This window comes from Amycolatopsis sp. MJM2582, from assembly GCF_000754115.1.
GTDB lineage: Bacteria > Actinomycetota > Actinomycetes > Mycobacteriales > Pseudonocardiaceae > Amycolatopsis > Amycolatopsis japonica.
This window is the reverse complement of record NZ_JPLW01000001.1, coordinates 14,266-36,822: the sequence shown is the minus strand read 5'-3', so window position 1 is coordinate 36,822 and position 22,557 is coordinate 14,266. Positions and strand designations below refer to the sequence as shown.

Genomic DNA, 22,557 nt, shown 5'->3' with positions numbered 1-22,557 from the left:
TCCAGGTGGTCAATTGCGTCGGTATAGCCTGAAATGAGCAAGGGGCGTCCTAAGAGATGCGGAACGAATCCGTCGCTTCCCTCAGTGCCGCCAGCATCCCCGGATCCGTCACCGCGTGCCCGGCTGCTTCCACCAACTCCAGCTTCGAGTCCGGCCAAGCCCGGTGCAGTTCGTAAGCCGTCGCCGGCGGGCACACCGCGTCGTACCGACCCTGCACGATCACCCCGGGGATCCCGGCAAGCTTCCCGGCTTCCCGGATCAGCTGCCCTTCCTCAAGCCACGCCCCATGGCAGAAGTAGTGCAGCGCCAGCCGGGCGAACGTGACCGCGAACTCCGGCGACGCGTACTGGTTGCGGAAGGCGGGATCCGGGCGCAGGCAGACGATCGCGCCTTCCCAGGTGCTCCACGCGATGGCCGCACGTTCCCGGATCGCCCGATCGGGGTGATAGACGAGCTCGCGGTACGCCGACAGCGGGTCGTCGCGGCGGTCTTCGGGGATCGGCGCGAGGAAGTCTTCCCACTCGCGGGGGAAGAGGTTCGCGGCGCCGCCGTTGTAGATCCAGTCGAGTTCGCCGCCGCGGACGGTGAACACGCCGCGCAGGATGATCTCGCTGACGCGGCTCGGGTGGGTTTCGGCGTAGGCGAGGGCGAGGGTCGCGCCCCACGAGCCGCCGAAGAGCTGCCACTGGTCGAGATTCAGCCGTTCGCGCAGCTTTTCCATGTCCGCGACGAGGTGCCAGAGGGTGTTGGCCGACAGGTCGACGTCCGGCGTGCCGATATGCGGGGTGCTGCGGCCGGCGCCGCGCTGGTCGAACAGGATGATCCGGTAGGCCTCGGGGTCGAAATGCCGCCTGGCCATGGGGGAGATGCCGCTACCAGGGCCTCCGTGCAGCACGACCACGGGTTTGCCGTCCGGGTTCCCGGCTTCCTGACAGTAGATCCGGTGCCCGTCGCCGACGTCGAGCATGCCCTCGGCGCGCACCTGGATCGGCGGGTACAGGTCGTCCATAAGAACACTCTGCCCGAATTGGCGAGTGTTCGAAGGGTGGGGGCCCGCCCCCGCCGCCGGGCTGAGCGGGCCCCCGGTCTTCGGTCGCGTCAGCAGCCCGCCGTGGCGGCCACGTTCGCGAATCCCTTCCCGGCACCGGTCACCTTGTTGCTCGCGCAGACCTTGTTGCCCGTCGCGGCCTTCACGAGATAGAAGCCGTACGCGTAGCTGGACTGCACGTCCGCGGTGTTGCCGGAGAAGGTGTTGCCGCGGCCCCAGCCGTCGAGCTGGACATGGACCTCGAAGCCGCCGTAGGTCGCGTCGTGCACGAAGACCTTGCTGCCCCGGTTGTCCGCGACCACGTAGTTGTTGCCCTTCATGTCCACCCAGCTGTCGGCGAAGTGCTCGCCGCTCTGCCCGGTCCCGTCGAAGACGTTGCCGCGCAGTTCGCCGCCGGTGGTGCCTTCCTTGATGTCGATCGACTCGGCTCGCACGTTCGGGCCGATCTTGTTGTTCAGCGCCTTGTTGCGGTCGCTCCGGTCGGGCGTGCCGCCGGGCCAGTTGCCCTTCGCGGAACCGAAGTAGATGCCTTCGCCATAGCCCGCGTACTCGCGGCCGGTGTCGGTCACCTCTGAGTTCTTCACGACGTTGTCGGTGCTCGTGTACTGGAAATGGATGCCCTCGTGGCCGACACCGGCGACCTTGATGCCGTCGACGACGGTGTTCTTGACGCCTGTCGCCATCAGGCCCTTCTGACCACCGGTGAGGGTGAAGCCGGTCAGGTTCCAGTAGCTGCCGGTCAGTTCGAGCGTGCGCCCGGCCGAGGCCTTGATGACCGCGCTTCGCGGACCCTTCAGCGTGATGCGGCTGCTGGACGTGCCGCTCTTCGCCGCCTTGAAGTTGCCCGTGAAAGTCGTGTCGGCCGCGAGCTCGATGACGGTGCCTGGAGTGACCGAAGCGAGCGCCGCCGTGAGCTGCTCCGAAGTCCCTACGCGGACCGTCGCGGCCTGTGCCGGGTACGCCGCCAGCGTCGACAGCAGGGCCGCACCGGCCGCAACGGCCAGAATCCGCTCACGAACACGCATCCGTGGTCCTCCTCGTCGAGGGATCGAAATTCGGTCGTGGCGGCGACGGGCTAGACGTTAAGCCTCTTTACGAATGAGAGTCAAGGACATGATTGAAGTTCATATACGTGAACGACTAAAGGAGGGTTGTCGGGCAAGGACCGCCTGGAAAGGGAGCAAGGGACCTTTGCTACCGCGCTGACGGACTGTGTGGATTTTGGGGCGTTAGATGACCAGAAATCCACACGGTCACCACGGCGCGGAGAGCAAGGGACCTTTGCTACCGCCCTCCTCGGCCGGGAGTGGTAGCAAAGGTCCCTTGCTCTCTTTTCGCAGGTCAGAGGCCGGTCAGTCGTGGAACGAGTGCTCGGGAGCCGGGAACTCGCCTCGCCGGACGTCCTCCGCGAAGGCGGAAGCGGCTCCGGCCAGCACGCCGGCGAGATCGGCGTACTTCTTCACGAAGCGAGGGGTCTTGCCGCGTCGAAGCCCGGCCATGTCCTGCCAGACGAGCACCTGCGCGTCGCAGTCCGGTCCGGCGCCGATGCCGACGGTCGGGATCTTCAGTTCGTGCGTGATCCGCTTCGCCGCTTCGGCGGGCACCATCTCCATGACGACCGCGAAGGCGCCGGCCTCCTCCAGGGCGAGCGCGTCGGCGAGCAGCGCTTCGGCCGCTTCGCCGCGCCCCTGGACGCGGTAGCCGCCCAGATTGTGTTCACTCTGCGGCGTGAATCCGATATGTCCCATCACGGGGACGCCTGCCGACGTCAGCGCCTCGACGTGCGGAGCGAATTTCCGTCCGCCTTCGAGTTTCACCGCGTGCGCGCGGCCTTCCTTCATGAACCGCACCGACGTCTCCAGCGCCTGCTGCGGTGAAAGCTGATACGAACCGAACGGCAGATCGGCCACGACCAGGGCCCGCTTCACCGACCGGGTGACCGCGCGGACCAGCGGAAGCAGTTCCTCCACGGTCACCGGAAGCGAAGTGTCGTAACCGAACACGTTGTTCGACGCGGAATCCCCGACGAGCAGCACAGGAATGCCCACCTCGTCGAACAGCGCGGCGGTGTACATGTCGTAGGCGGTGAGCATCGGCCAGGCTTCGCCGCGCTCCTTCATGTCGCGAAGGTGATGTACGCGGACCTTCTTCCCAGATGTGGCCTGGGGCGCCGCGCCGGTCCCGTACGGAGCGGTGAGCTCGCCGGAATCCTTTTCGGTGGCAGACATCCTTGTCGACCGTCCTTCCCTCGAGGCCTCGAAGAGGTCCCCGGGTAGTGGAGCTGAACAGGACAAAGCCTGACATGCCCGGATACCGCTCCCAAGGCCGTGCGACCAGCTTCACACCGCGGCGTCACGCCTGTGGATGAGGAAATTCAGACCAGAGGATGATGATCGTTGACAACCACACAGGGTTGTGTGACGTCAAGTAAGTACAGCTGTCGATCCCCTGTGTGTACGCGAAGGACCAGAATGGCAAACCCAGTGAGCCGAGTCGCGCCGTGGAAGGCGAGGGCCGGCGGGATCGTCGCCACCCTCGTGCAGCTCGCGGCCGTGTTCTCGGTGATCCTCCTGCTCGCCGGCGGTGTGAAGGGGCCGGTGCTCAGGACGGGTGACATCGCCTTCTCGGCCTTGAGCATCCCGACGAACGCGAGCCTCGTGATCGTCCTGCTGCTCGTGGTCCTCGGTGCCGCGCTCCGCCGCCGCAAACGCGCGGCCCTTTACACGCTCCTGCTGTTCCAGGTCGGCGGCCTGGCGGTGACGCTGGCCTTCCAGGCCGCCCTGCTGTGGTCGCCCGAGCTGCTGAAACTGGGTCCGTGGCAGGTCCGGCACATCCCGCACCAGGTGTGGGTGCTGGCCATCGCCGACCTGATCTCGATCGGGATGATCGCGTTCCTCTGGGTCCTGCGTCCCGCGTTCCCCGCCCGGCTCGCGCCCGGAGCCTGGCGTGACGGCTTCACGGTGCTGTTCGGCGGCTTGGCCGCGGTCATCCTGGTCGGCTGGGGCCTGAGCGAAGCCTTCCCCGGCCGTCTCGCCGACACCTGGGCGCGGTTCGCGTGGGTGGTCAACCACACGACCGGCGAGAACATCCAGCTGCGCCGGGTCGGTATCGGCGAAGGGCCTGCCTGGCTCGACCTCGTGCTCGACCTCAGCGCCACGGCGGTCGCGACGGCCGCGCTGTACACGCTCTTCCGAGGTGTGCGCAGCCGTCGCTTGAGGACAGACGAGGAAGAACTGCGCGTACGCCGCCTTCTGGCCGAACACGGCGAAGACGACTCTCTCGGCTATTTCGCCACCAGGCGCGAGAAGAGCGTCGTCTTCTCGCCGAACGGCCGCGCCGCCGTGGCGTACCGCGTGCTCGCGGGCACCAGCGTCGCGAGCGCGGATCCCATCGGCGATCCCGACGCGTGGCCCGACGCGGTCCGCGCCTGGCTGAGCGAGGCACGCACCTACGGCTGGACGCCCGGCGTGCTCGGCGCGAGCGAACGCGGCGCGAAGGTCTACGCCGACGCGGGTCTGCGCGCGCTGGAGATCGGCGACGAAGCCGTCCTCGACGTCCGTGACTTCAGCCTCGCCGGGCCGGAACGCCGCTCGGTCCGGCAAGCGGTCAAACGGATCGAACGGGCCGGATACAGCACGAAAGTCCGGCGGCACAGCGAAATCCCGGCCGACGAAATGGCGGGGCTGTTGCTGCACGCGCAGCAGTGGCGCGGCGCCGAGACCGAACGCGGGTTCTCGATGGCGCTCGGCAGGCTCGGTGATCCGAGCGACGGACGCAGCGTGATGGTGGAGGCATACGACGCCAAGGGCGAGCTTCGCGGAATGCTGTCGTTCGTGCCGTGGGGCCGTCGCGGCCTGTCGCTCGACCTGATGCGGCGCGATCGCGACGCCGAGAACGGGCTCAACGAGTACATGGTCGCTGAAGTCGTCGCGGCGAGCTCACACCTTGGCGCGCAACGGATTTCGCTGAACTTCGCGATGTTCCGCGCGGTCTTCTCCGAGGGGGAGCGGATCGGCGCGGGCCCGGTGCTGCGCGCCTGGCGCGGCGTGCTCAGCATGGCGTCGCGGTTCTTCCAGCTGGAATCGCTCTACCGGTCCAACGCCAAGTACGGGCCCGACTGGGAGCCGCGTTTCCTGTGCTATTCCTCGGCTCGACGGTTGCCGCGGGTCGGCATCGTCGCCGGCGCGCTCGAAGGGTTCGTCCCGACAGGGCGATCTGCGCGGGCGCTGAAACTGGAGACGGTCACCGACGATTTCGTCGCCGAAGTCCACCGTATCGAAGCGAACGCGGCCACTCCCGCACCCAAGGAGGTGCGACGCCCCGACCAGGTCCGCGTGCGGATGGCGAAGCTGGATCGCTTGCGGGAAGCCGGGATCGACCCGTACCCGGTCGGTTTCGCGCGGGACGATCTGCTCGGCGACGTCGTCTCGAAATTCGGGGACCTGAGCCCGGACACCCACACCGGTCATCGGGTCCGTGTCGCGGGCCGGGTGCTCGCGATGCGCAACCTCGGCGGGCTCTGTTTCGCGCGGGTCAAGGATTTCAGCGGCGAGATCCAGCTGATGCTCGACGCCTCAGTGCTCGACCTCGGCGGCTGGCGGCGAGGCGTCGACCTCGGTGACCATGTCGGCGTGAGCGGGCAGGTCGTGACGTCGCGGCGCGGTGAGCTTTCCGTGCTCGTCGACGAATGGACCGTGACGGCGAAGAGCCTGCATCCGTTGCCGGACAAGCGAAAAGGTCTCACCGACCCGGAGACGCGGGTGCGGCAGCGATACCTGGACCTCGCGGTGAACCCGGACTCGACGGCGATGCTGCGGATGCGCTCGACCGTCGTGCGCGCGGTGCGGGAGCGGCTGCACCAGGGCGATTACCTCGAAGTCGAGACGCCGATGCTGCAGACCGTGCACGGCGGCGCCAACGCGCGGCCGTTCATCACGCATATCAACGCCTACGACATGCGGATGTACCTGCGGATCGCGCCCGAGCTCTACCTGAAGCGGCTTTGCGTGGCAGGCGTCGAGCGCGTTTTCGAACTGAACCGGAACTTCCGCAACGAGGGTGTCGACGCGACGCACAACCCCGAATTCACCATGTTGGAGGCATACCAGGCGTATGCCGACTACAACACTATGCGCACCTTGACGCGCGAACTCGTGCAATGCGCCGCGGAGGCCGCGTACGGCGCGCAGGTGGTTCGCCGACCGGGGCCGGACGGGAAGGTCGTCGAGTACGACATCTCCGGTGACTGGCCGGTGATCCCGGTCCACGAAGCCGTCTCGGCCGCGCTCGGGGAGAAGATCGACGCGAGTACCTCCGTCGCCGAACTCCAACGGCTGTGCCGCGCGGCCGGGGTGCCGGTGAACGAGGACGCCGGGCACGGCGATCTCGTGCTGAAGGCGCACGAGCATCTGGTCGAAGGCGCGACCGTGCTGCCGACCTTCTACACCGACTATCCGACCGACGTCTCGCCGCTGACCCGGCAACATCGCGTGGACCCGCGGCTGGCCGAGCGCTGGGATCTGATCGCGTTCGGCTCCGAGGTCGGCACGGCCTACACGGAGCTGACCGACCCGCTCGAGCAACGACGGCGGCTGGAGGCCCAGTCGCTGCGCGCGGCGAGCGGGGACGTCGAGGCGATGGAGCTGGACGAGGACTTCCTGCTCGCGCTCGAACACGGCATGCCGCCGACCGGCGGGCTCGGCATCGGTGTCGACCGGCTGCTGATGATGCTGACCGGCGCGTCGATCCGGCAGACGGTGCTGTTCCCGTTCGTGCGCCCGCAGGGGTAGCAAGGGACCTTTGCTCCCACTCGGCCCGCTGACCTGCGAAAAGAGAGCAAGGGACCTTTGCTACCGCCGGGCCGCGGTGATCGGCACCCGCTTGTATCCGGACACGAAGTTCGACGTGATCCGCTCCGGCTTCCCCGCCGGGGCGAAATCGTGGAACCGGCTCAGCAGCTCCTCGAACAGGATCCGGATGCTCATCCGCGCCACACTGTGCCCGACGCAGTAGTGCGGCCCGATCCCGAACGCGAGGTGCTTGTTCGGTTTGCGCCGGATGTCGAAGGTGTCCGCGTCCGGGAACTGCTCCTCGTCGCGGTTGGCCGAACCGAGCCAGACCACCACCGCGTCGCCGGCGGAGATCTTCGTATCGCGCAGCACGACGTCCTGGGTGGCGTACCGCAGCATGTGGTTGACCGGCGAAGACCAGCGCAAGGCCTCTTCGACGGCGGTCTGCCCGGTCTCCGGATGCCGCGTCCAGTCCTCGAGCACACCGGTCTCGATGAATTCCGCGAACACGAAGTTCGGCGCGTGCGGCGTCGTGACGTTCGCACCGAGCAGGAGGCTGTAGCAGTTGGCCACGATCTCGCTGGGTGACATGTGCCTGCCCTCGAACTCGGTCGAGATCAGCACGCTGAGCAGGTCGTCGCTGAGATGGTCGCGCCGGTACGAGACCAGATCCTGGAAGTAGACGAACAGTTCCCGGTGCGCGCTGGCCAGCGTCGCGTCCTTGCCGTCCGCGATCTGGAACTCCGGATCGTCGGCGGCGACGCAGGCGCTGGTGAGCTTCGTCAGCCACGGCCAGTCCTCTTCGGGCAGGCCGATCATCCGCCCGGTGACCGCCATCGGCATGGTCATCATGGCTTCCGCGAAATCGAAGACACCGCCGTCGCCCAGCGGGGCGATGAGGCCCAGCACCAGTTCCCGGACCATGTCGCGCTGCTTGTCCACCGCGCGGACCGCGAGCGCCTTCTTCAGCCGCGCCTGCATGATCGTATGCCGCGGCGGGTCGGTGACGACGAGCTGCTTGCCGCCGGCCGGATCGTCCATGCCCAGCAGTTCGAGCATGGTGCCGCGTTCGGAGGTGAACAGTTCCGTGGTGCGCATGACGAAGTCGGTGTCGGCGAACTTCACCACCGACCAGAAGCCGCGCTCGGCGTCGACCTGGTGCCAGGTCAGCCCGTCCTGCGCGCGGAGTTCACGCCATATCGAATGCGCGTCGCCGTCGGCGTACAGGAAAGGGTCGACCAGGTCGGCGCCGCTGAAATGCACCGGACAACCCCTGGTGGTGTCCTCGAGCGTCATGCTCGTTCCCTTCATTTCGCGGCGGACCGCCATGATTTATCCGCACCCGAATGGCATAGTGGCCGTATGCGCTGAACACCCCAGTGGCCACTGCGTCCAATGGACCAGTGAATACGGCGGCGGCACTGCTCGCCGTATCAACTTTCCTTGCAGCACAACGCATCCACGCCCGTGTGGGCAGGTTCGTTGCTTCTTCCCCAGATGTCGGCCGAGTCAAGCACGCGTGTTCGAGCAGTGTCAAGGGTGTCCGAATCACTGCTTTCGTAGCTCAGTGGTGAGATGTCCACGAATGGACGAGTTGACAGTCGCGGCGGTGTCCTCGTAGCGTCTGGATGGCAATTGGGGGTTCGATTTCTGGGGAATTCAGCCACCGCGTTGATTTGATTACGGCTTTCGCCGTGCATTTCTTCTTTCCATTCAGGCTGTCCACCGACCGGGGGAAGCGGCAGAGGTATGCCATCTGAATCGGCCAGTGTCTGGCATGTCGCCACGCCCACTCAGCAGGGCATTTGGATCGTCGACCGCATCGATCGGCTGCGTCCGACGTACCTGATCCCGTCGGTCATCGAGTTCACCGGACCGATCGACCACGTCGCGCTGGCGGAGGCCGTCAGCCGCGCGCTGGCACGGCATCCCGCGCTGCGATCGCGATTCCGCCTCGAAACCACACACCGTCGCGTCGAGTACCGGACCGACGGCGAGCCCGCGGAGGCCGGTTTCCTCGACGCCGTCGAAGAGGACTGGACCACTGACGAGGTGAAGCGGCTCGTCGAGGTTCTCTGCTACACACCCTTCGACCTCGGCGACGAACCGCCGGCGCGAGCGGAGCTCATTCGCATCGGCCCGGACACCACGTTGTTCGTCCTGACCGTGCACCACATCGTCTTCGACGCCACGTCACGGAAACTGCTGCTCGACGAGATCGGCCGGTTCTACCGCGGCGCGCTGAGCGGTGAAGAAGTCGTTCTGCCCGAACCGATCCATCCCGCGCAGGTCCAGGTTCCGATCCCGGAAACCGAGCTGGCGCCCCGGATCGCGGACGCCGTCGAGCGACTGCGGGGCGCGCCGACCACGGTCGACCTGCCCTATGACCGGCGGCCGGACCCGGACCTGTCCATGATCGGCGCCGAGGCCCGCACCACCTTCGACGAACAGGTCACCGCGCGGGTCCTGGCGGCGTCGGCCGAAGCGGGCTGCACCGCGTTCATGACCGGGGTCGCGATCCTCGCCGCGACCCTCGCCCGCCGCGGCGGGCAACGCGACTTCCTGTTCTCGGTGGTCTGGCCCGGTCGCGACGACCCGGTCTCCGCCGGTGTCGTCGGGATGTTCATGTCCACCCTCGTCCTGCGGATCCGCCTCGACGAAACGACGACGTGGCGCGAACTCCTGCTCGAAGCGCGGAATTCCGGCATGGAGACGTTCATCGACGCGGATGTCCCGTTGGACGCGCTCGCCGCCGAACTGGACGACGAGCGCGACGTCGGCAGGCTGCCGTTGACCCCAGTGCTGGTGAACCTCGCCGAAGTACCCGCCCCGTTCGACCTCGCGCCCGGCGTCACCGGCCGGTTCCGGCCGCTGGAACCCCAGTACAGCAAGTGGGATCTCGCGCTTTTCGTGCATGTGTCGGACGGATCCCGCCTGGAGCTCACCCTCGACTACCCCGCCGATCTCTTCACCGACGAAACGATCGACGGTCTGCTTCTCGATCTGCGACGCGGTGTCGCGGATCTCGCCCGATCCCCGGAGGAAGCCGTGCTCAAGCCCGCCACCGAAGCCCTCGACCTCGACGATCCGGCCGTGCGCCTGGACCTCGTCCGCGGTGTCTGGAGCGAGGTGCTCGACAACAAGGAATTCGGCGACGACATCAGTTTCTTCGACGCGGGAGGCGATTCGCTGCGCCTGGTAGTGCTGGTGGAGAAGCTGCGCGAAGTGTCCGGCCGGATGGTGAAGACGGTCGACCTGTTCCGCGCCGGCACCGTCCGCGGCCACGCCGATCTGCTGGTCGGCGCGGAGAAGAAGCAGGCGGGGGGAGCGCGCGGCAGCCGTGAGCGCCTGCTCGGCGCCGCCCGCGAACGGCGCGCGGCCGAAACCCAGGCCTGACCCTCGCCTACGCCAGCCCCTCGTCCCGACCGGAGAAAAGCCATGTCGTTCCACGAGTACGCCAGTGCCGTCCTCGGCCAGGACATCGAGGCCGGCGCGTTCGCCACCACCAGTTTCGTCGGCCTCGGCGGGGATTCACTGCGCGCACTGCGGCTCGTCGCGATCACGCAGGAGAAGCTCGGCCTGCGAGTCCCCGTGGCCGCGTTGCTCAGTGACACTCCGGTCGCCGAGGTGTTCGCCGGCGCGGTCCCCGCCGGGAAACCGGTCGGCGGATCAGAACCGGCCGCCGAAGCGATTTCCCATGCCCAGCGCGGGATGTGGCTGATCGAGCGGGTCACCGGCGGATCCCCCTACAACCTGGTCTTCACCTGTTTCGTGGAGACCGGGACGCTGGTGCCGGAGTTGTTCGAGCGGGCGGTCGCGCAGACCGTGGCGAGACATCCCGGACTCCGCACGGTCTACCGCGGTGACACCGGCGATGTCGTGCCCGAGGTGCTCGAGTCGTACATCCCGGCCGTCGAGGCACACACCTGGGAAGGCGAAGCGGGCGAGTTCGAGGAGCGGGTCCGGTCCCTCGCGGCCCGGCACGGACGGCGGCCGTTCGACCTCGCGGAGGCACCGGCGTATCGGTTCCTCCTGGCCCAAGGCGGCATGGGCGGTCAGGCCGTCGTGCTGGTGGCGCACCACATGGTGCTCGACGGCTGGTCGGTCGGTCTGCTGCTGAACGAATTGTTCGCCCGCTACGCGAACCTGGCGGGCGGCGGGCCCGAGACCGTGGGGGAGCCCGGTGTCTCGCCCCGGGTTCTCCTGCGCCATCAAGAGGAGGCCCGCGCCTCCGGGGAATGGGACCGGCAGGCCGAGTTCTGGACGAAGCACCTCGACGGCGTGCCGTCGGTGCTGGAACTCCCGTCCGATCGGCAGCGTCCTCCGATCCAGGACGCCGCGGGCGCGCGGCTGCCGATCGACTTCGGCGTGCCCGCCGGCGCGGCGGTCGCCGAACGCGCCAAGGCGCTGGGAATCACGCCGTTCGCCTTCCTGCTCGGCGCCTTCGGCTTGACGTTGAGCCGCTGGACCGGCACACGGCATCTGCTGGTCGGGGTTCCGCTCACCGGCCGGGGGAGCACCGAACTCGAAGAACTCGTCGCCGTTGCCGGGAACCTGGTCCCGGTCCGGATCGACATCGCCGAAGACGCCGCCGTGGCGACGTACCTGCGCTCGGTGCACCAGTCGCTCGGGCAGAGCATCGACGCGGGCGACCTGCCGTTCGAAGAGCTGGTCACCCGGCTCGGCATCGAACGCACGCTGGGCTGCCACCCCTTGGTCCAGGTCTCGTTCGGCATGCACGATCAGCTTGTCCCGCAACGGATCGTGACCTCGGGCGCGCGGCTGCGGATCGAAGAGGGCCACGGTGGCGGCGCGCAGTTCGACCTTTCCCTGCTGATCGGCCGGGCCGAGCCGTCATTCGGTGGCCATCTGGAATACGCGTCCGCGGTCTTCGGTCCGGCCGACGCCGAAGGGTTCATCGCGGACTTCCTCGCCGCCGCGGACCAGCTGGCGACGGCCGGCGACGTCGCGGTCGAGGAGATCCGTTGCCTCTCAACGGAACGGCGGGCCCTGCTCGACGGCATCAACCGGACCCGGGAGGATTTCCCGGCCACGTCGATCGACGCGCTCTTCCGCGAAACGGTGCTCCGGGACCCGGACGCGATCGCCGTCCGCGAACACGAAGTCCAGCTGAGCTACCGCGAACTCGCCGCCGCGGCCTCCCACCAGGCGCGGCTGCTGCGCGAAGCCGGTGTCCGCCCCGGCGACCGCGTGCTCGTCGGGCTGGACCGATCGATCGCGGAAGCCGTCGCGGTGCTCGGCATCGTCTGGGCGGGCGCGGCGTACGTCGGCGTCGATCTCGCCGTCCCCATCGAGCATTCCGGCAAGATCGTGCGGTCCGCGGCTCCGGTCGCCGCCCTCGTGCCCACGGCCTCGGCGGAACGCTTCCGCCAGCTGGGGATTCCCGTGGTGGCGGCGTGGGATCGGTCCTGGGAGATGCGGGAGGTCGTCGAAGCGCCGGTGGATCCGGACACGACGCGTCCGGCCTATGTCGCCTTCACCTCCGGCTCGACCGGTGAACCGAAGGGGGTCTGCGTCCCGCACCGCGCCATCGTCCGGCTGGTGCACGAGGCGGACTACGTCCACCTCGGCCCGGAGGAACGGGTGCTGCGGTTGTCCCCGCTCGCCTTCGACGCGTCCACTTTGGAGCTTTGGGGCGCGCTCCTGACCGGTGCCACGCTCGAGGTGTACCCGGCGGGCCTGCCGACGCCCACTGAACTCGGCGACTTCCTGCTGGACAACGAAGTCACCGTCGCCTGGCTCACCGCCGGACTGTTCCGGCTGGTGGAGGAGTTCGCGCCCGACGCGTTCGCCGGGCTGCGGCAGCTGCTCACCGGCGGCGACGTCGTCCCGCACGAGCACGTCGCCCGGGTCCTGCGGCGCCATCCCGGCCTGGTCGTCACCAACGGCTACGGGCCGACCGAGAACACCACGTTCACCACCACGTATTCGGTGACCGACGCGGACGACGTCGACGGCCCGCTGCCGATCGGCACGCCGTTGCCCGGAACCCGGGTGTACGTGCTGGACGCCCGGCATCGGCTCGTGCCGCCGGGCGCGGTCGGCGAGCTGTACACCGGCGGTCTCGGCCTCGCCGACGGGTACCTCGGCGACGAGGCGGAGACGGCCCGCGTGTTCGGCGAGTTCTCCCCGGACGTCCCCGAACGCCTTTACCGCACCGGGGATCTGGTGCGCATCGACACGAAGGGCCGGGTCCGGTACCTCGGCAGACGCGACGATCAGGTCAAACTGCGCGGCTACCGCGTCGAACTGTCGGCGATCAGCGACGCGCTCACCGCGGACCCGCGGGTGCAGGACGCCGTCGTCGCGGTCAGCGACGGCGACAGCGCGGAGAAGCGGTTGATGGCCGCCGTCGTCCCGGCACCCGGTGCCGTGTTCGGCACGGCGGACCTGCGCGACGCCCTGAACGGACGCTTGCCGGCGTACATGGTTCCGACGCTGTGGGCGCTGGTCGAGCGGATCCCGGTGACCGGCAACGGGAAGATCGACCGCCGCGCGCTGGCCGCGGTGGCGGCCCCGGCGACCGCGGCCCCGGAACCTCAGGACGACCTCGGCCCGGCGCTCGCGATGTTCACCGAGGCGATCGGCGAGCCCGCCGTGGAAATCACCGCGCGGACGGATTTCTTCACCGTCGGCGGGAATTCGATGGCGGCCATCCGGTTGGTGACGCTGGCCAAGGAACGCACCGGAGCGATCCTCAAGGTGCGCGACTTCCTGCGCGACCCGACGCCGGAAGGCCTGGGCAGGCTCCTCGCGAGCGCTTCATGACCAGGCAGGAGCCGGTCGCCGTCATCGGGATGGCCTGCCGGTACCCGGGCGCGCCGGACGTCGGCCGGTTCTGGTCGTTGTTGCGCACGGGCGCCGAAGGCATCAGCAGGCTGGACGCCGGGGAGGTCCTCGCGGCCGGTGGCGACCCCGAGCTGACCCGGCGTCCCGAATTCGTCCCGGCGATGGGGTTGCTGACCGGCGCCCGCGGCTTCGACTGGACGTACTTCGGCTACAGCCGTGCCGAGGCGGCGAGTATCGATCCGCAGCAGCGGGTGTTCCTGGAATGTGTGGTGGCCGCCCTCGACGACGCCGCGCTCGACCCGGCCCGCTTCCCCGGCTGGATCGGCGTGTACGGCGGGGCGGACCAGGTCACCGCCGAGCCGGACGGCGAACTCGGCGAACTGGCCCGCTACATCGGGCTCGGCCCCGACTTCCTGGCGACGCGGGTGGCCTACAAACTCGGCCTCCGCGGTCCGGCCGTCACCGTGCAGACGGCGTGTTCGACGTCGTTGACGGCGGTGCACATGGCGGCCGCGAGCCTGCGCGGCGGCGAATGCGACGTCGCGCTCGCCGGTGGGGTCGCGGTCATCGCCGGCGGCGAACGGGGCTACCTCTACGAACCCGGTGGAATCCTTTCCCCGGACGGCCATTGCCGCACGTTCGACGAACGAGCCGGGGGCACCGTGCCCAGCGAGGGCGTCGGCGTGGTCGTGCTCAAGCGACTGGCCGACGCGCGGCGCGACGGCGATCGCGTCCTCGCGGTGATCCGCGGTTCGGCGATCAACAACGACGGCGCGGAAAAGATGGGCTACACCGCTCCGTCGGTCGAGGGGCAGAGCGAACTCATCGCCTACGCGCAGCGGCTGGCCGGCGTCGAGCCGCGCGACATCGGATACGTGGAGGCGCATGGCACCGGCACCCGGATCGGCGATCCGATCGAGGTCCAGGCACTCACCGACGTCTTCCAGACGGACACCGGCGCCACCGGTTGGTGCCGGCTCGGCGCGGTCAAGAGCAATATCGGGCACACCGGTTCCGCGGCGGGGGTGGCGGGCCTGATCAAGGCCGTGCTGATGCTGCGGCACCGGGAACTGGTGCCGTCGGTGCACTTCACCCGGCCGAATCCGTTGCTGGAACTGGAAACCACCCCGTTCGTGGTGAGCACCCGCACCGAACCGTGGACCGGCCGGGACGGCAGGCTCGCCGGAGTCAGTTCGTTCGGCGTCGGCGGCACCAACGCGCACGTCATCCTCGAAGAGGCGCCGGCCCGGACGGCGCCGCCCGTGCGTGGCGGGCGCCGAGTGCTGACGTTGTCCGCGGCCGCGCCGGAAGCCCTCGGCCGCCTCCGCGCGAACCTGGCCGAGCACCTGCGCGCGACACCGGACCTGCACCTGTCCGAAGTCAGCGCGACGCTGGCGTCCCGCCGCGTGCATCAGCACCGGCAGACCGTCGTCGCGGCGGACACCGCCGAAGCCGCGACGCTGCTCGCGGCGCCGGGGGCGTCCGTGCCGGGCGCGCTCGACAAGGTCGCGTTCGTCTTCCCGGGGCACGGTCTGCTGACCCATCCCGCGGGGGTGGCCGCGCACCGGCTGCTTCCCGGCTTCCGGGCCGCGTTCGACGAAGTCCGGGACCTCGTCCGCGAGCGGCACGGGCTCGACCTCTCACCGATCGTCACCGAGAACGCCGAACCGGCCTGGTTCTCGCGACTCGTCCCTCACCAGGTCGGGTTGTTCGCGCTCGGTTACGCGCTGGGCAGGCAACTCCTGGAGCTCGGTATCCGGCCGGTCGCGATGCTCGGCAACAGCATCGGCGAGTACGCGCCAGCCACGCTGGCCGGGCTCTGGACCCTGCCGGACGCGGTGGATCTGGTCCACCTGCGGGCTTCGGCGATGCTGGCCACCCGGCCCGGCCGGATGGCCGCCGTCGGCGCCGCCGCGGACGAACTCGCGGATCGCTTGGCGGACAAGGGTTTCGGTGAACTCTCCCTCGCCGTGCGCGGGCCGGGACGAGTCGTCGTCTCGGGGCCGGAAGCGGTGATGACCCGGCTGCTCGACGGAGACCTCCTGGCCGGTCTCGACGTCCGGGTACTCGACATCCCGCGGGCCTTCCACAGCACGCTGATGAATCCCGCCGCCGACGAACTCGCCGAGGCGGTGGCCGCCAAGCCGAATGCGGCGCCGCGAATCCGGCTGGTGTCCAACACTTCCGGCGGATGGGCGGAACCGGACTCGTTGCGCGGCCCCGATTACTGGGCGGGGCAGCTCCGCGAACCGGTGCTGCTGGAGGAGTGTGCGGGCACCCTGCTCGAATCGGGCTGCGACACCTTCCTCGAACTGGGGCCCGGCACATCCATGCTCGCGACACTTCGCCGTCACGAAGCCTGGAAGGCAGGCAACGTGACCGTGCCGCTGCTGGGCCGGGCCGAGGACGGAGATCGCGGTGTCCTCCGCGCGCTCGGCTCGCTCTGGGAACGTGGCGCGGACGCCGTCGCCGGATTGCTGGAAGAGCCCGGTGAACGGCCGGCCGTCTGCTCGCTCCCGACTTACCCCTTCAGCGACGAGGAGCCGGATTTCGCCGTCAGGCGGCCACCCTCGGTCAAGTCCACTGTGGATGGTCCAGATGAGTCCACAGTGGAACTACTGTGGTGCGCGGCGCTCGGCGTCCCCTCGGCCGACGCGGCGGACGATTTCTACGCGCTCGGCGGCGAATCGCTGATGGCGGTGAACCTGATGTCGAAGATCCGCGAGCGGACCGGCGCTTCCGTACCGGTGGCGGAGTTCGACCAGGAAGCCACCTTCGGCCGGTTGTCACGACTGGTCGCGGAGCGGTCCGCCGCACCGGGGCCGCGGCACACGGTCGATGTCGTGACCTTCCACGAAGACGGCCCCGGCACGCCCTTGCTGCTCATCGCGGATTCCGCGGGCAGCGCGCTCAGTTATCGCGCGCTGGCCGACGAACTGACCGGTGCGCGCCCGGTCCACGGCTTCGAAATCGTTTCCGGCCGGGAAAAAGGCATCGACGCGATCGCGGCCCACTACGTCGACGCGGTGCTGCGGACACGGCCCGACGGCCCGTACCTCCTGGGCGGCTGGTCCTTCGGGGCCGTACTGGCGCACGAGGTCGCGCGGCAGCTGACCCGCCGCGGCGCGGACGTGGACACGGTGGTCGGCCTCGACGGCTTCGTGCAGGGACGCCGCGACCTGCCGATGGCCGTCGATCCCGGCTTCTTGGCGAGCCACGGGCGAACCCTCGTCGACGCGGCCTTCGGGTTCGGCGCGATCGGCCGTGAGACGCGGCGCAATCCGGCGCTGCGCACGCAATTGCTGGGCAAGGCACGCGCGCTGGTGCCCTACCGGCCTCCTTTCGTTCCCGCCAGGGCCTTGGTGTTCCGGGCGGGTTCGGACCGGCGAGGGGCCGCCCGGCTCCGCGCCCGTCTCGCCCCGCTGTACGGCGGCGGTGTCCAGGTGTTCACCACTCCCGGCGATCACTGGTCACTGCTCAAGCAACCCCATGTGGGCGCCCTCGCCCGCGAACTGAACGGTGCTCTCGCGGGCGCCGAGAGGATGGATCATGTCGGCTGAATCCACAGCGACGAGTCAACCCACCGTCACGGCGGCGCCGGAACCGCCGGTCCAGGAGAAGCCGCTCTTCCGTAACCGTGATTTCCAGGCCATGTGGATCAGCCAGTTCTTCGCCGCCTTCGGCAAGGAAGCGGCGGAGATCGCGTATCCGCTGCTGATCCTCGCGACCACCGGATCGGCGACCTACGCCGGTGCCGTCGGCGCGGTGCAACTGGTGGTGGCCGGGGTGATGTCCCTGCCCGGCGGCAGCCTGACCGACCGCTTCAACCGCAAGCTGATCATGATCGTCTGCGATCTGGCGCGGCTGGTGCTGCTGGCGTTGTTCGCCGTGCTGGTGATGAGCGACGCCGTCAACGTCTGGTTCACCTTCGCCATCGTGATCCTGTCCGCGACCTGTCTCGGCGTGTCCAACCCGGCCGGGATGGCGGCGATCAAACAGCTCGTGCCCGCCTCCCAGCTGACCCAGGCGACCGCGCAGAACCAGATCCGGTTCTTCGGCGCCACCGTCGCCGGCCCGCCCGCCGGCGGCGCGCTGTTCGCCCTCGCCAGGGCGCTGCCGTTCTTCGCCGCCGCGCTTTCGTTCCTGGTGTCCGCGGTGATCCTGCTGCTGGTCAAGAAGCCGACCCAGGCACCGCGGACCGTCGAAACCAAGGCCGCGCCCAAGGGGAGCATGCTCGACGGCTTCAAGTTCATCGTGAAGCAGCCGATCATCCTGACCCTGGTGCTGTGGGCGATGGGCTCGAACATGGCCTTCAACCACTCCGGGATGTTCCTCGCCCTGATCGCCACCGCGCAGGACCGCGGCGCGTCGGAAGCCCTGATCGGCACGACACTCGCCATCGCGGGCGGCGGCGGCCTGACCGGCGCGCTGCTCGCGGGCATCGTGCTGAAGTACGTGCGGCCGCCGGTGATCATGGCCTACGCCATCTGGATCGGCCCGGTCGCGGCGGTGCTGCTGACCTTCGTGCCCGGCACGCTGCCGCTCGGCATCATCGTCGCCTGCATCTTCCTGCGCGCCGGTGTCGTCGGGGCGCTGATCTACGGCTACATCGCCGCACTGGTGCCGGACAACCTGCAGGGCCGGGTCATCGGCGCGGTGATGTTCGTCGGCATGATCGCCCAGCCGATCGGCATCTTCGCCGTCGGCGCGATCTTCGACCTCGCCGGCCCGACGTGGGTCTTCGTCTTCATGGCCGTCGCCGGGACCCTCTTCGCGCTGCCGACCCTCAGCAAACGCATCCGCACCTTGCCCGCCCCTGAAGAGCTCGCCAAGCAAACGACTTCGGAGGATGGAAAATGAGCCTGGAAATCCCTGAGCAGACCACCGCGTCCCCGGAGCCGCTTCCCGCCGAGTTCTGCACCCACCCCGGCCCGGATCCGTACGCGGGCTACGCCGAAGTGCGGGCCACCTGCCCGGTGCGGCCGATCGAGTACCCGCCGAATTCCGAGGCCTACGTCATCGCCGACTACGAAACGGTGAGCAAGGGTTTCGCCGACCGCCGACTGTCGAAGAGCGTCGACAACGCGCCCGGCTGGTTCCGCGAGGCACTCGAACAGAGCAGCCCGATCCTGATCAAGAACATGCTCACCGCGGACCCGCCGAAGCACACCCGCCTGCGCAAACTGGTCGGAAACGCCTTCGTCCCGCGACGTATGAACGAACTGCGGCCGCGGATCCAGGAGATCACCGACGACCTGATCGACGCGCTGCCCGGCGAAGGCGTCGCCGATCTCTACAACGACTTCGCGTTGCAGCTGCCGATGCGGGTGATCTGCGAGTTCCTCGGTGTCCGGATCGAGGACTGGCCGCTGCTGCACGACTGGGGCATGGTGCTCAGCAACGCGCCGTACCTGGACGAAGAGGGCAACCGGCGGCTCAAGCAGGTCAGCGACGACGTCGAGAAATATCTGCTGAACCTGATGGCCGAGCGGCGCGCGGATCGGCGCGAGGACTTGGTCAGCGTCATTCTCGAGACGGCCGACGCCGACGAGGCGTACAGCGACGAGGAGATCGTCTCCACGTTGATCCTGCTGATCATCGCGGGCCACAAGACGACCGCGAACCTCGTCGGGAACGGTATGCAGGCGTTGCTGCGGCATCCGGACCAGTTCGAGCTCCTCAAGAGCGAACCGGAACTCGTGGCGACGGCGATCGAGGAGTTCCTGCGCTTCGAGGGACCGGTTTACCGTGCGCCGCAACGGTTCGCGGCCGAGGATCTGGAGCTGTGCGGCCAGCGGATCGGCAAGGAGAGCGTCGTCCACCTGCTGATCAACTCGGCCAACCACGACCCCGAAGTGTTCGAAGACCCCGAAAAACTGGACATCACCCGCAAACCGAACCGGCATCTTTCGTTCGGGGGCAACGTGCACTTCTGCCCCGGCGCTCCGCTGTCCCGGATCGAAGGCGCCGTCGCGTTCACCACGCTGCTGCGGCGGCTGCCCGGGTTGAGCCTGGCCGTGGCGCCGGAGGACCTGCCGTGGCGCTTCGACAACTCGGCCAGCCGGGGCCTCGAACGACTGCCGATCCGCTACGACCGGAAACTGCCGCGATGACTTCCTTGGTGTGCCTGCCTTTCGGCGGGAGCGGGGCTGCCTTCTTCCACCCGTGGTCGGCCTTCGCCGCCGACGGTCTCGAAATCGTGCCGATGCGGTTGCCCGGCAGGGAACGGCTGATCGACGAAGAGCCGTACCGGTCGGTGCACGACGCCGTCGACGCTTTCGTCGGCGACCTGGGTGAGGCGTCGGACGTCGTGTTGTTCGGGCACAGCGTCGGCGCCGTGCTGGCCTACGAACTCGCGCACCGGCTGCCGTCCGTGCGGCATCTGTTCGTCAGCGGGTCGCCCGGTCCGCGTACGGAACGACCGCTCGAGATCCGCGCGTCCGTCCACGAAGACGACGACGCTTTCCTGGCGCAGGTCCAGGTCCTGTCCGGACACGTCGATCAGGCGCTGTATCACCCGGATCTGCGGGAACTGCTCCTTCCGGCGTTGCGCGCGGACGTGACGATGCACGAAAACTACGTCCCCAGCACCACCGAGCCGCTCACGGTGCCGATCACGGCCTTGCGCGGCACCGGCGACGAACTGGTCTCCGCCGACGGCATCCGCGAGTGGGCCGAGTTCACCACCGCCGGCTTCGAGGCGGTCGAACTCCCCGGCGCGCACATGTACGTGGTCGATTCCGGGGAAGCCGTGATGAATCTGATCCAGAGCGCGATTCGTTCCGATAGCGTTGTGTGAGTACCTGATCGCTCGCCAACCGTGACCGCAGGAAGTGATGGGACCCATGAAATTTCGCACGATCGGCCTGAACCCGGATTCGCGGCGCGAAGTGAGCGCGCTGGCACTGGGTGCGATGCCGTTCGGCACCGGCGTCGACGAGGAGACGTCGTTCGCGATCCTCGACCGGTTCGTCGAGGCGGGCGGTTCGTTCGTCGACACCGCGAACAACTACGCCTTCTGGCACAACGGAACGCAGGGTGGCGAGAGTGAGGCGCTGCTCGGCCGGTGGCGCGCCGACCGCGGTATCGGCGGTGAGGTCACCATCGCCACCAAAATGGGCGCGCGGGCGAAAGCGCCGGGCATGAGCTTCGCCGACACCGGCAAGTTCGAGAACATCGAAGGCCTTTCCCCGAAGGCGATCAAGGAAGCCGTCGACCGCAGCCGGGAGAACCTCGGCGTCGACAAGCTCGACCTGCTGTACGCGCACGTCGAAGACCGGTCGATTCCGCTGGAAGAGACCGTCGAGGGTTTCGCGCAGGTCGTCGCCGACGGTTCGGTGGGTCTGCTGGGGGTGTGCAACCACTTCGCGTGGAAGGTCGAGCGCAGCCGTGCCCACGCCGCGGCGAAGGGGCTGCCGGGGTACGACGTGCTGCAGTACCAGCACACCTACCTGCGTCCCCGCACCGACCGGCCCGCCCGGCGTTCGCCGGAAGGTGCCAACGGGTTCGTCTCCGGCGAACTGCTCACCTATCTGACCGAGAACCCCGGTCTCTGGCTCGTCGCCTACTCGCCGCTGCTGGCCGGCGCGTACGTCCGCGAGGACAAACCGCTGGAGTTCGACTACGACCACCCCGGCACCCCGAACCGGCTCGCCGCGCTGCGCGAGGTCGCGAAGGAGATCGACGCGACGCTGAACCAGGTCGTGCTCGCGTGGCTGATCGGTGGCGACGTTCCGGTGATCCCGCTCGTCGGCGCTTCTTCGGTCGCCCAGCTGAACGAGAGCCTCGAAGCCGTCGACATCACGCTGACCGCCGAGCAGCGGGCGAAGCTGGACGCCGCCGCCTGACCCTCCACACCTGAGGGAGCAAGGGACCTTTGCTACCACTTCTCTCAACGTCGAGAGAAGTGGTAGCAAAGGTCCCTTGCTCTCTTTCCGGACTTCGGCCTGGGACAACCGTGTGGGTTTCGGGTCATTCAACGCACTGAAATCCACACGGTGGGGCCGGTGTCGCTACGCGGAGTGAGGGGTGTGTGGAAATAGGGACACTCAACGTCTCTATTTCCCCACACCCTCCTCGCCGTCCGCCCGGTCCCGCCTGGGCGGTAGCAAAGGTCCCTTGTTGTCGCCCGGGGCTTCGGGGCCTCGGCCGAGGACGTCGCGAAAGCCACTTTCGGGACGTCAGATGTCGTGAAAGTGGCTTTCGCGACATCCCGGGCTACTCAAGTGGTAGCAAAGGTCCCCTGCTCCCTTCCAGGCCGAATCGTCCCAGGAAGCGCCTGCCGGGTGCCATGATCGCCTTCCAACGGAAGGAGCCATCATGGCTGGAAACGTTCCCCCGGTCGCCGACGAGCGCGAAGGACTCCTCGCGTACCTCGAGCAGCAGCGCCACGTCCTGCGCATCGCCGCGCACGGCCTCACCGAAGAACAGGCCAGAGCCGTCCCGACCAGAAGCTCACTGAGCGTCGGCGGTCTGATCAAACACACCGCGCTCACCGAAGACGGCTGGATCGACATCCTCCTTCAGAAGCCCTCGAAGCCGATGGACGAGGCGATGAAGGAGTACGAAGCCGGCTACGTGATGGCTGACGGCGAGACACTCGAAGACGTCTTCGCGCGCTACGACGAAGTCGCCCGCCGCACCGCGGACGTCATCGCGGGTATCGCCGACCTCGGCCAGCCGGTCCCGGTGCCCAAGGGCGTGCCCTGGTACCCGAAGGACGTCGACGCGTGGTCGGTCCGCTGGGTGCTGCTCCACCTCATCGAGGAGACCGCGCGGCACGCCGGGCACGCCGACATCATCCGCGAGCACATCGACGGCGCGACGGCGATCCCGTTGATGGCCGCCGCGGAAGGCTGGCCGGAGACGCCTTGGCTCAAGCCCTGGTCGCCGGGTCAGAGCGACTAGAAC

At 68.5% G+C, this 22,557-nt stretch carries 13 protein-coding genes; 9 read left to right on the top strand and 4 right to left on the bottom strand.

Annotated elements, in window-relative coordinates:
- Nucleotides 1-49 precede the first annotated feature (49 nt).
- The 3 genes from pip to panB form a co-directional block, all read right to left on the bottom strand.
- Nucleotides 50-1,009 (bottom strand): prolyl aminopeptidase, encoded by a 960-nt coding sequence (gene pip, locus ED92_RS00115; protein WP_037331939.1) that lies wholly within the window; start codon nucleotides 1,007-1,009, stop codon nucleotides 50-52.
- Between the two features lie 89 nt (nucleotides 1,010-1,098).
- Entirely contained in the window at nucleotides 1,099-2,073 is a 975-nt protein-coding gene (locus ED92_RS00110; RefSeq protein ID WP_016331601.1) for a hypothetical protein, read from the bottom strand.
- A 327-nt stretch (nucleotides 2,074-2,400) separates the two neighbouring features.
- Entirely contained in the window at nucleotides 2,401-3,276 is an 876-nt protein-coding gene (gene panB, locus ED92_RS00105) for a 3-methyl-2-oxobutanoate hydroxymethyltransferase (protein ID WP_016331602.1), read from the bottom strand.
- Between the two features lie 243 nt (nucleotides 3,277-3,519).
- On the opposite strand from panB, the gene lysX reads away from it, so the two are divergent.
- Complete coding sequence (lysX, locus tag ED92_RS00100) at nucleotides 3,520-6,837, top strand: bifunctional lysylphosphatidylglycerol synthetase/lysine--tRNA ligase LysX (protein ID WP_037331937.1); 3,318 nt, start codon at nucleotides 3,520-3,522, stop codon at nucleotides 6,835-6,837.
- Nucleotides 6,838-6,897: 60 nt separating this feature from the next.
- Here lysX and ED92_RS00095 read toward each other — a convergent pair whose 3' ends face one another.
- Nucleotides 6,898-8,133 (bottom strand): cytochrome P450, encoded by a 1,236-nt coding sequence (locus tag ED92_RS00095; RefSeq protein ID WP_037335719.1) that lies wholly within the window; start codon nucleotides 8,131-8,133, stop codon nucleotides 6,898-6,900.
- Nucleotides 8,134-8,586: 453 nt separating this feature from the next.
- Here ED92_RS00095 and ED92_RS00090 point away from each other — a divergent pair, with 453 nt between their 5' ends.
- The 8 genes from ED92_RS00090 to ED92_RS00055 all read left to right on the top strand — a co-directional run bounded on the left by ED92_RS00090 (nucleotide 8,587) and on the right by ED92_RS00055 (nucleotide 22,554).
- Nucleotides 8,587-10,233 (top strand): condensation domain-containing protein, encoded by a 1,647-nt coding sequence (locus ED92_RS00090; RefSeq protein ID WP_037331936.1) that lies wholly within the window; start codon nucleotides 8,587-8,589, stop codon nucleotides 10,231-10,233.
- A gap of 42 nt (nucleotides 10,234-10,275) precedes the next feature.
- Nucleotides 10,276-13,626 carry a non-ribosomal peptide synthetase gene (locus ED92_RS00085; RefSeq protein ID WP_037331934.1) on the top strand — a complete coding sequence of 1,117 codons (3,351 nt, stop codon included), beginning with the start codon at nucleotides 10,276-10,278 and terminating at the stop codon, nucleotides 13,624-13,626.
- Nucleotides 13,623-17,207, top strand: a complete 3,585-nt coding sequence (locus ED92_RS00080) for a type I polyketide synthase (protein WP_037331932.1) — start codon at nucleotides 13,623-13,625, stop codon at nucleotides 17,205-17,207. The genes ED92_RS00085 and ED92_RS00080 overlap by 4 nt, the downstream gene beginning before the upstream one ends.
- Nucleotides 17,197-18,507, top strand: a complete 1,311-nt coding sequence (locus ED92_RS00075; RefSeq protein ID WP_037331931.1) for an MFS transporter — start codon at nucleotides 17,197-17,199, stop codon at nucleotides 18,505-18,507. The genes ED92_RS00080 and ED92_RS00075 overlap by 11 nt, the downstream gene beginning before the upstream one ends.
- Entirely contained in the window at nucleotides 18,504-19,760 is a 1,257-nt protein-coding gene (locus ED92_RS00070) for a cytochrome P450 (RefSeq protein WP_052120186.1), read from the top strand. The genes ED92_RS00075 and ED92_RS00070 overlap by 4 nt, the downstream gene beginning before the upstream one ends.
- Nucleotides 19,757-20,446: a thioesterase II family protein gene (locus ED92_RS00065; RefSeq protein ID WP_037331929.1), complete on the top strand. Its 690-nt coding sequence runs from the start codon at nucleotides 19,757-19,759 to the stop codon at nucleotides 20,444-20,446. Before ED92_RS00070 ends, ED92_RS00065 begins: the two co-directional genes overlap by 4 nt.
- A 46-nt stretch (nucleotides 20,447-20,492) precedes the next feature.
- Nucleotides 20,493-21,494, top strand: coding sequence for an aldo/keto reductase (locus tag ED92_RS00060; RefSeq protein WP_037331928.1), 1,002 nt, complete (start codon nucleotides 20,493-20,495; stop codon nucleotides 21,492-21,494).
- A gap of 472 nt (nucleotides 21,495-21,966) precedes the next feature.
- Nucleotides 21,967-22,554, top strand: coding sequence for a DinB family protein (locus ED92_RS00055; protein ID WP_037331927.1), 588 nt, complete (start codon nucleotides 21,967-21,969; stop codon nucleotides 22,552-22,554).
- Nucleotides 22,555-22,557: the final 3 nt, after the last annotated feature.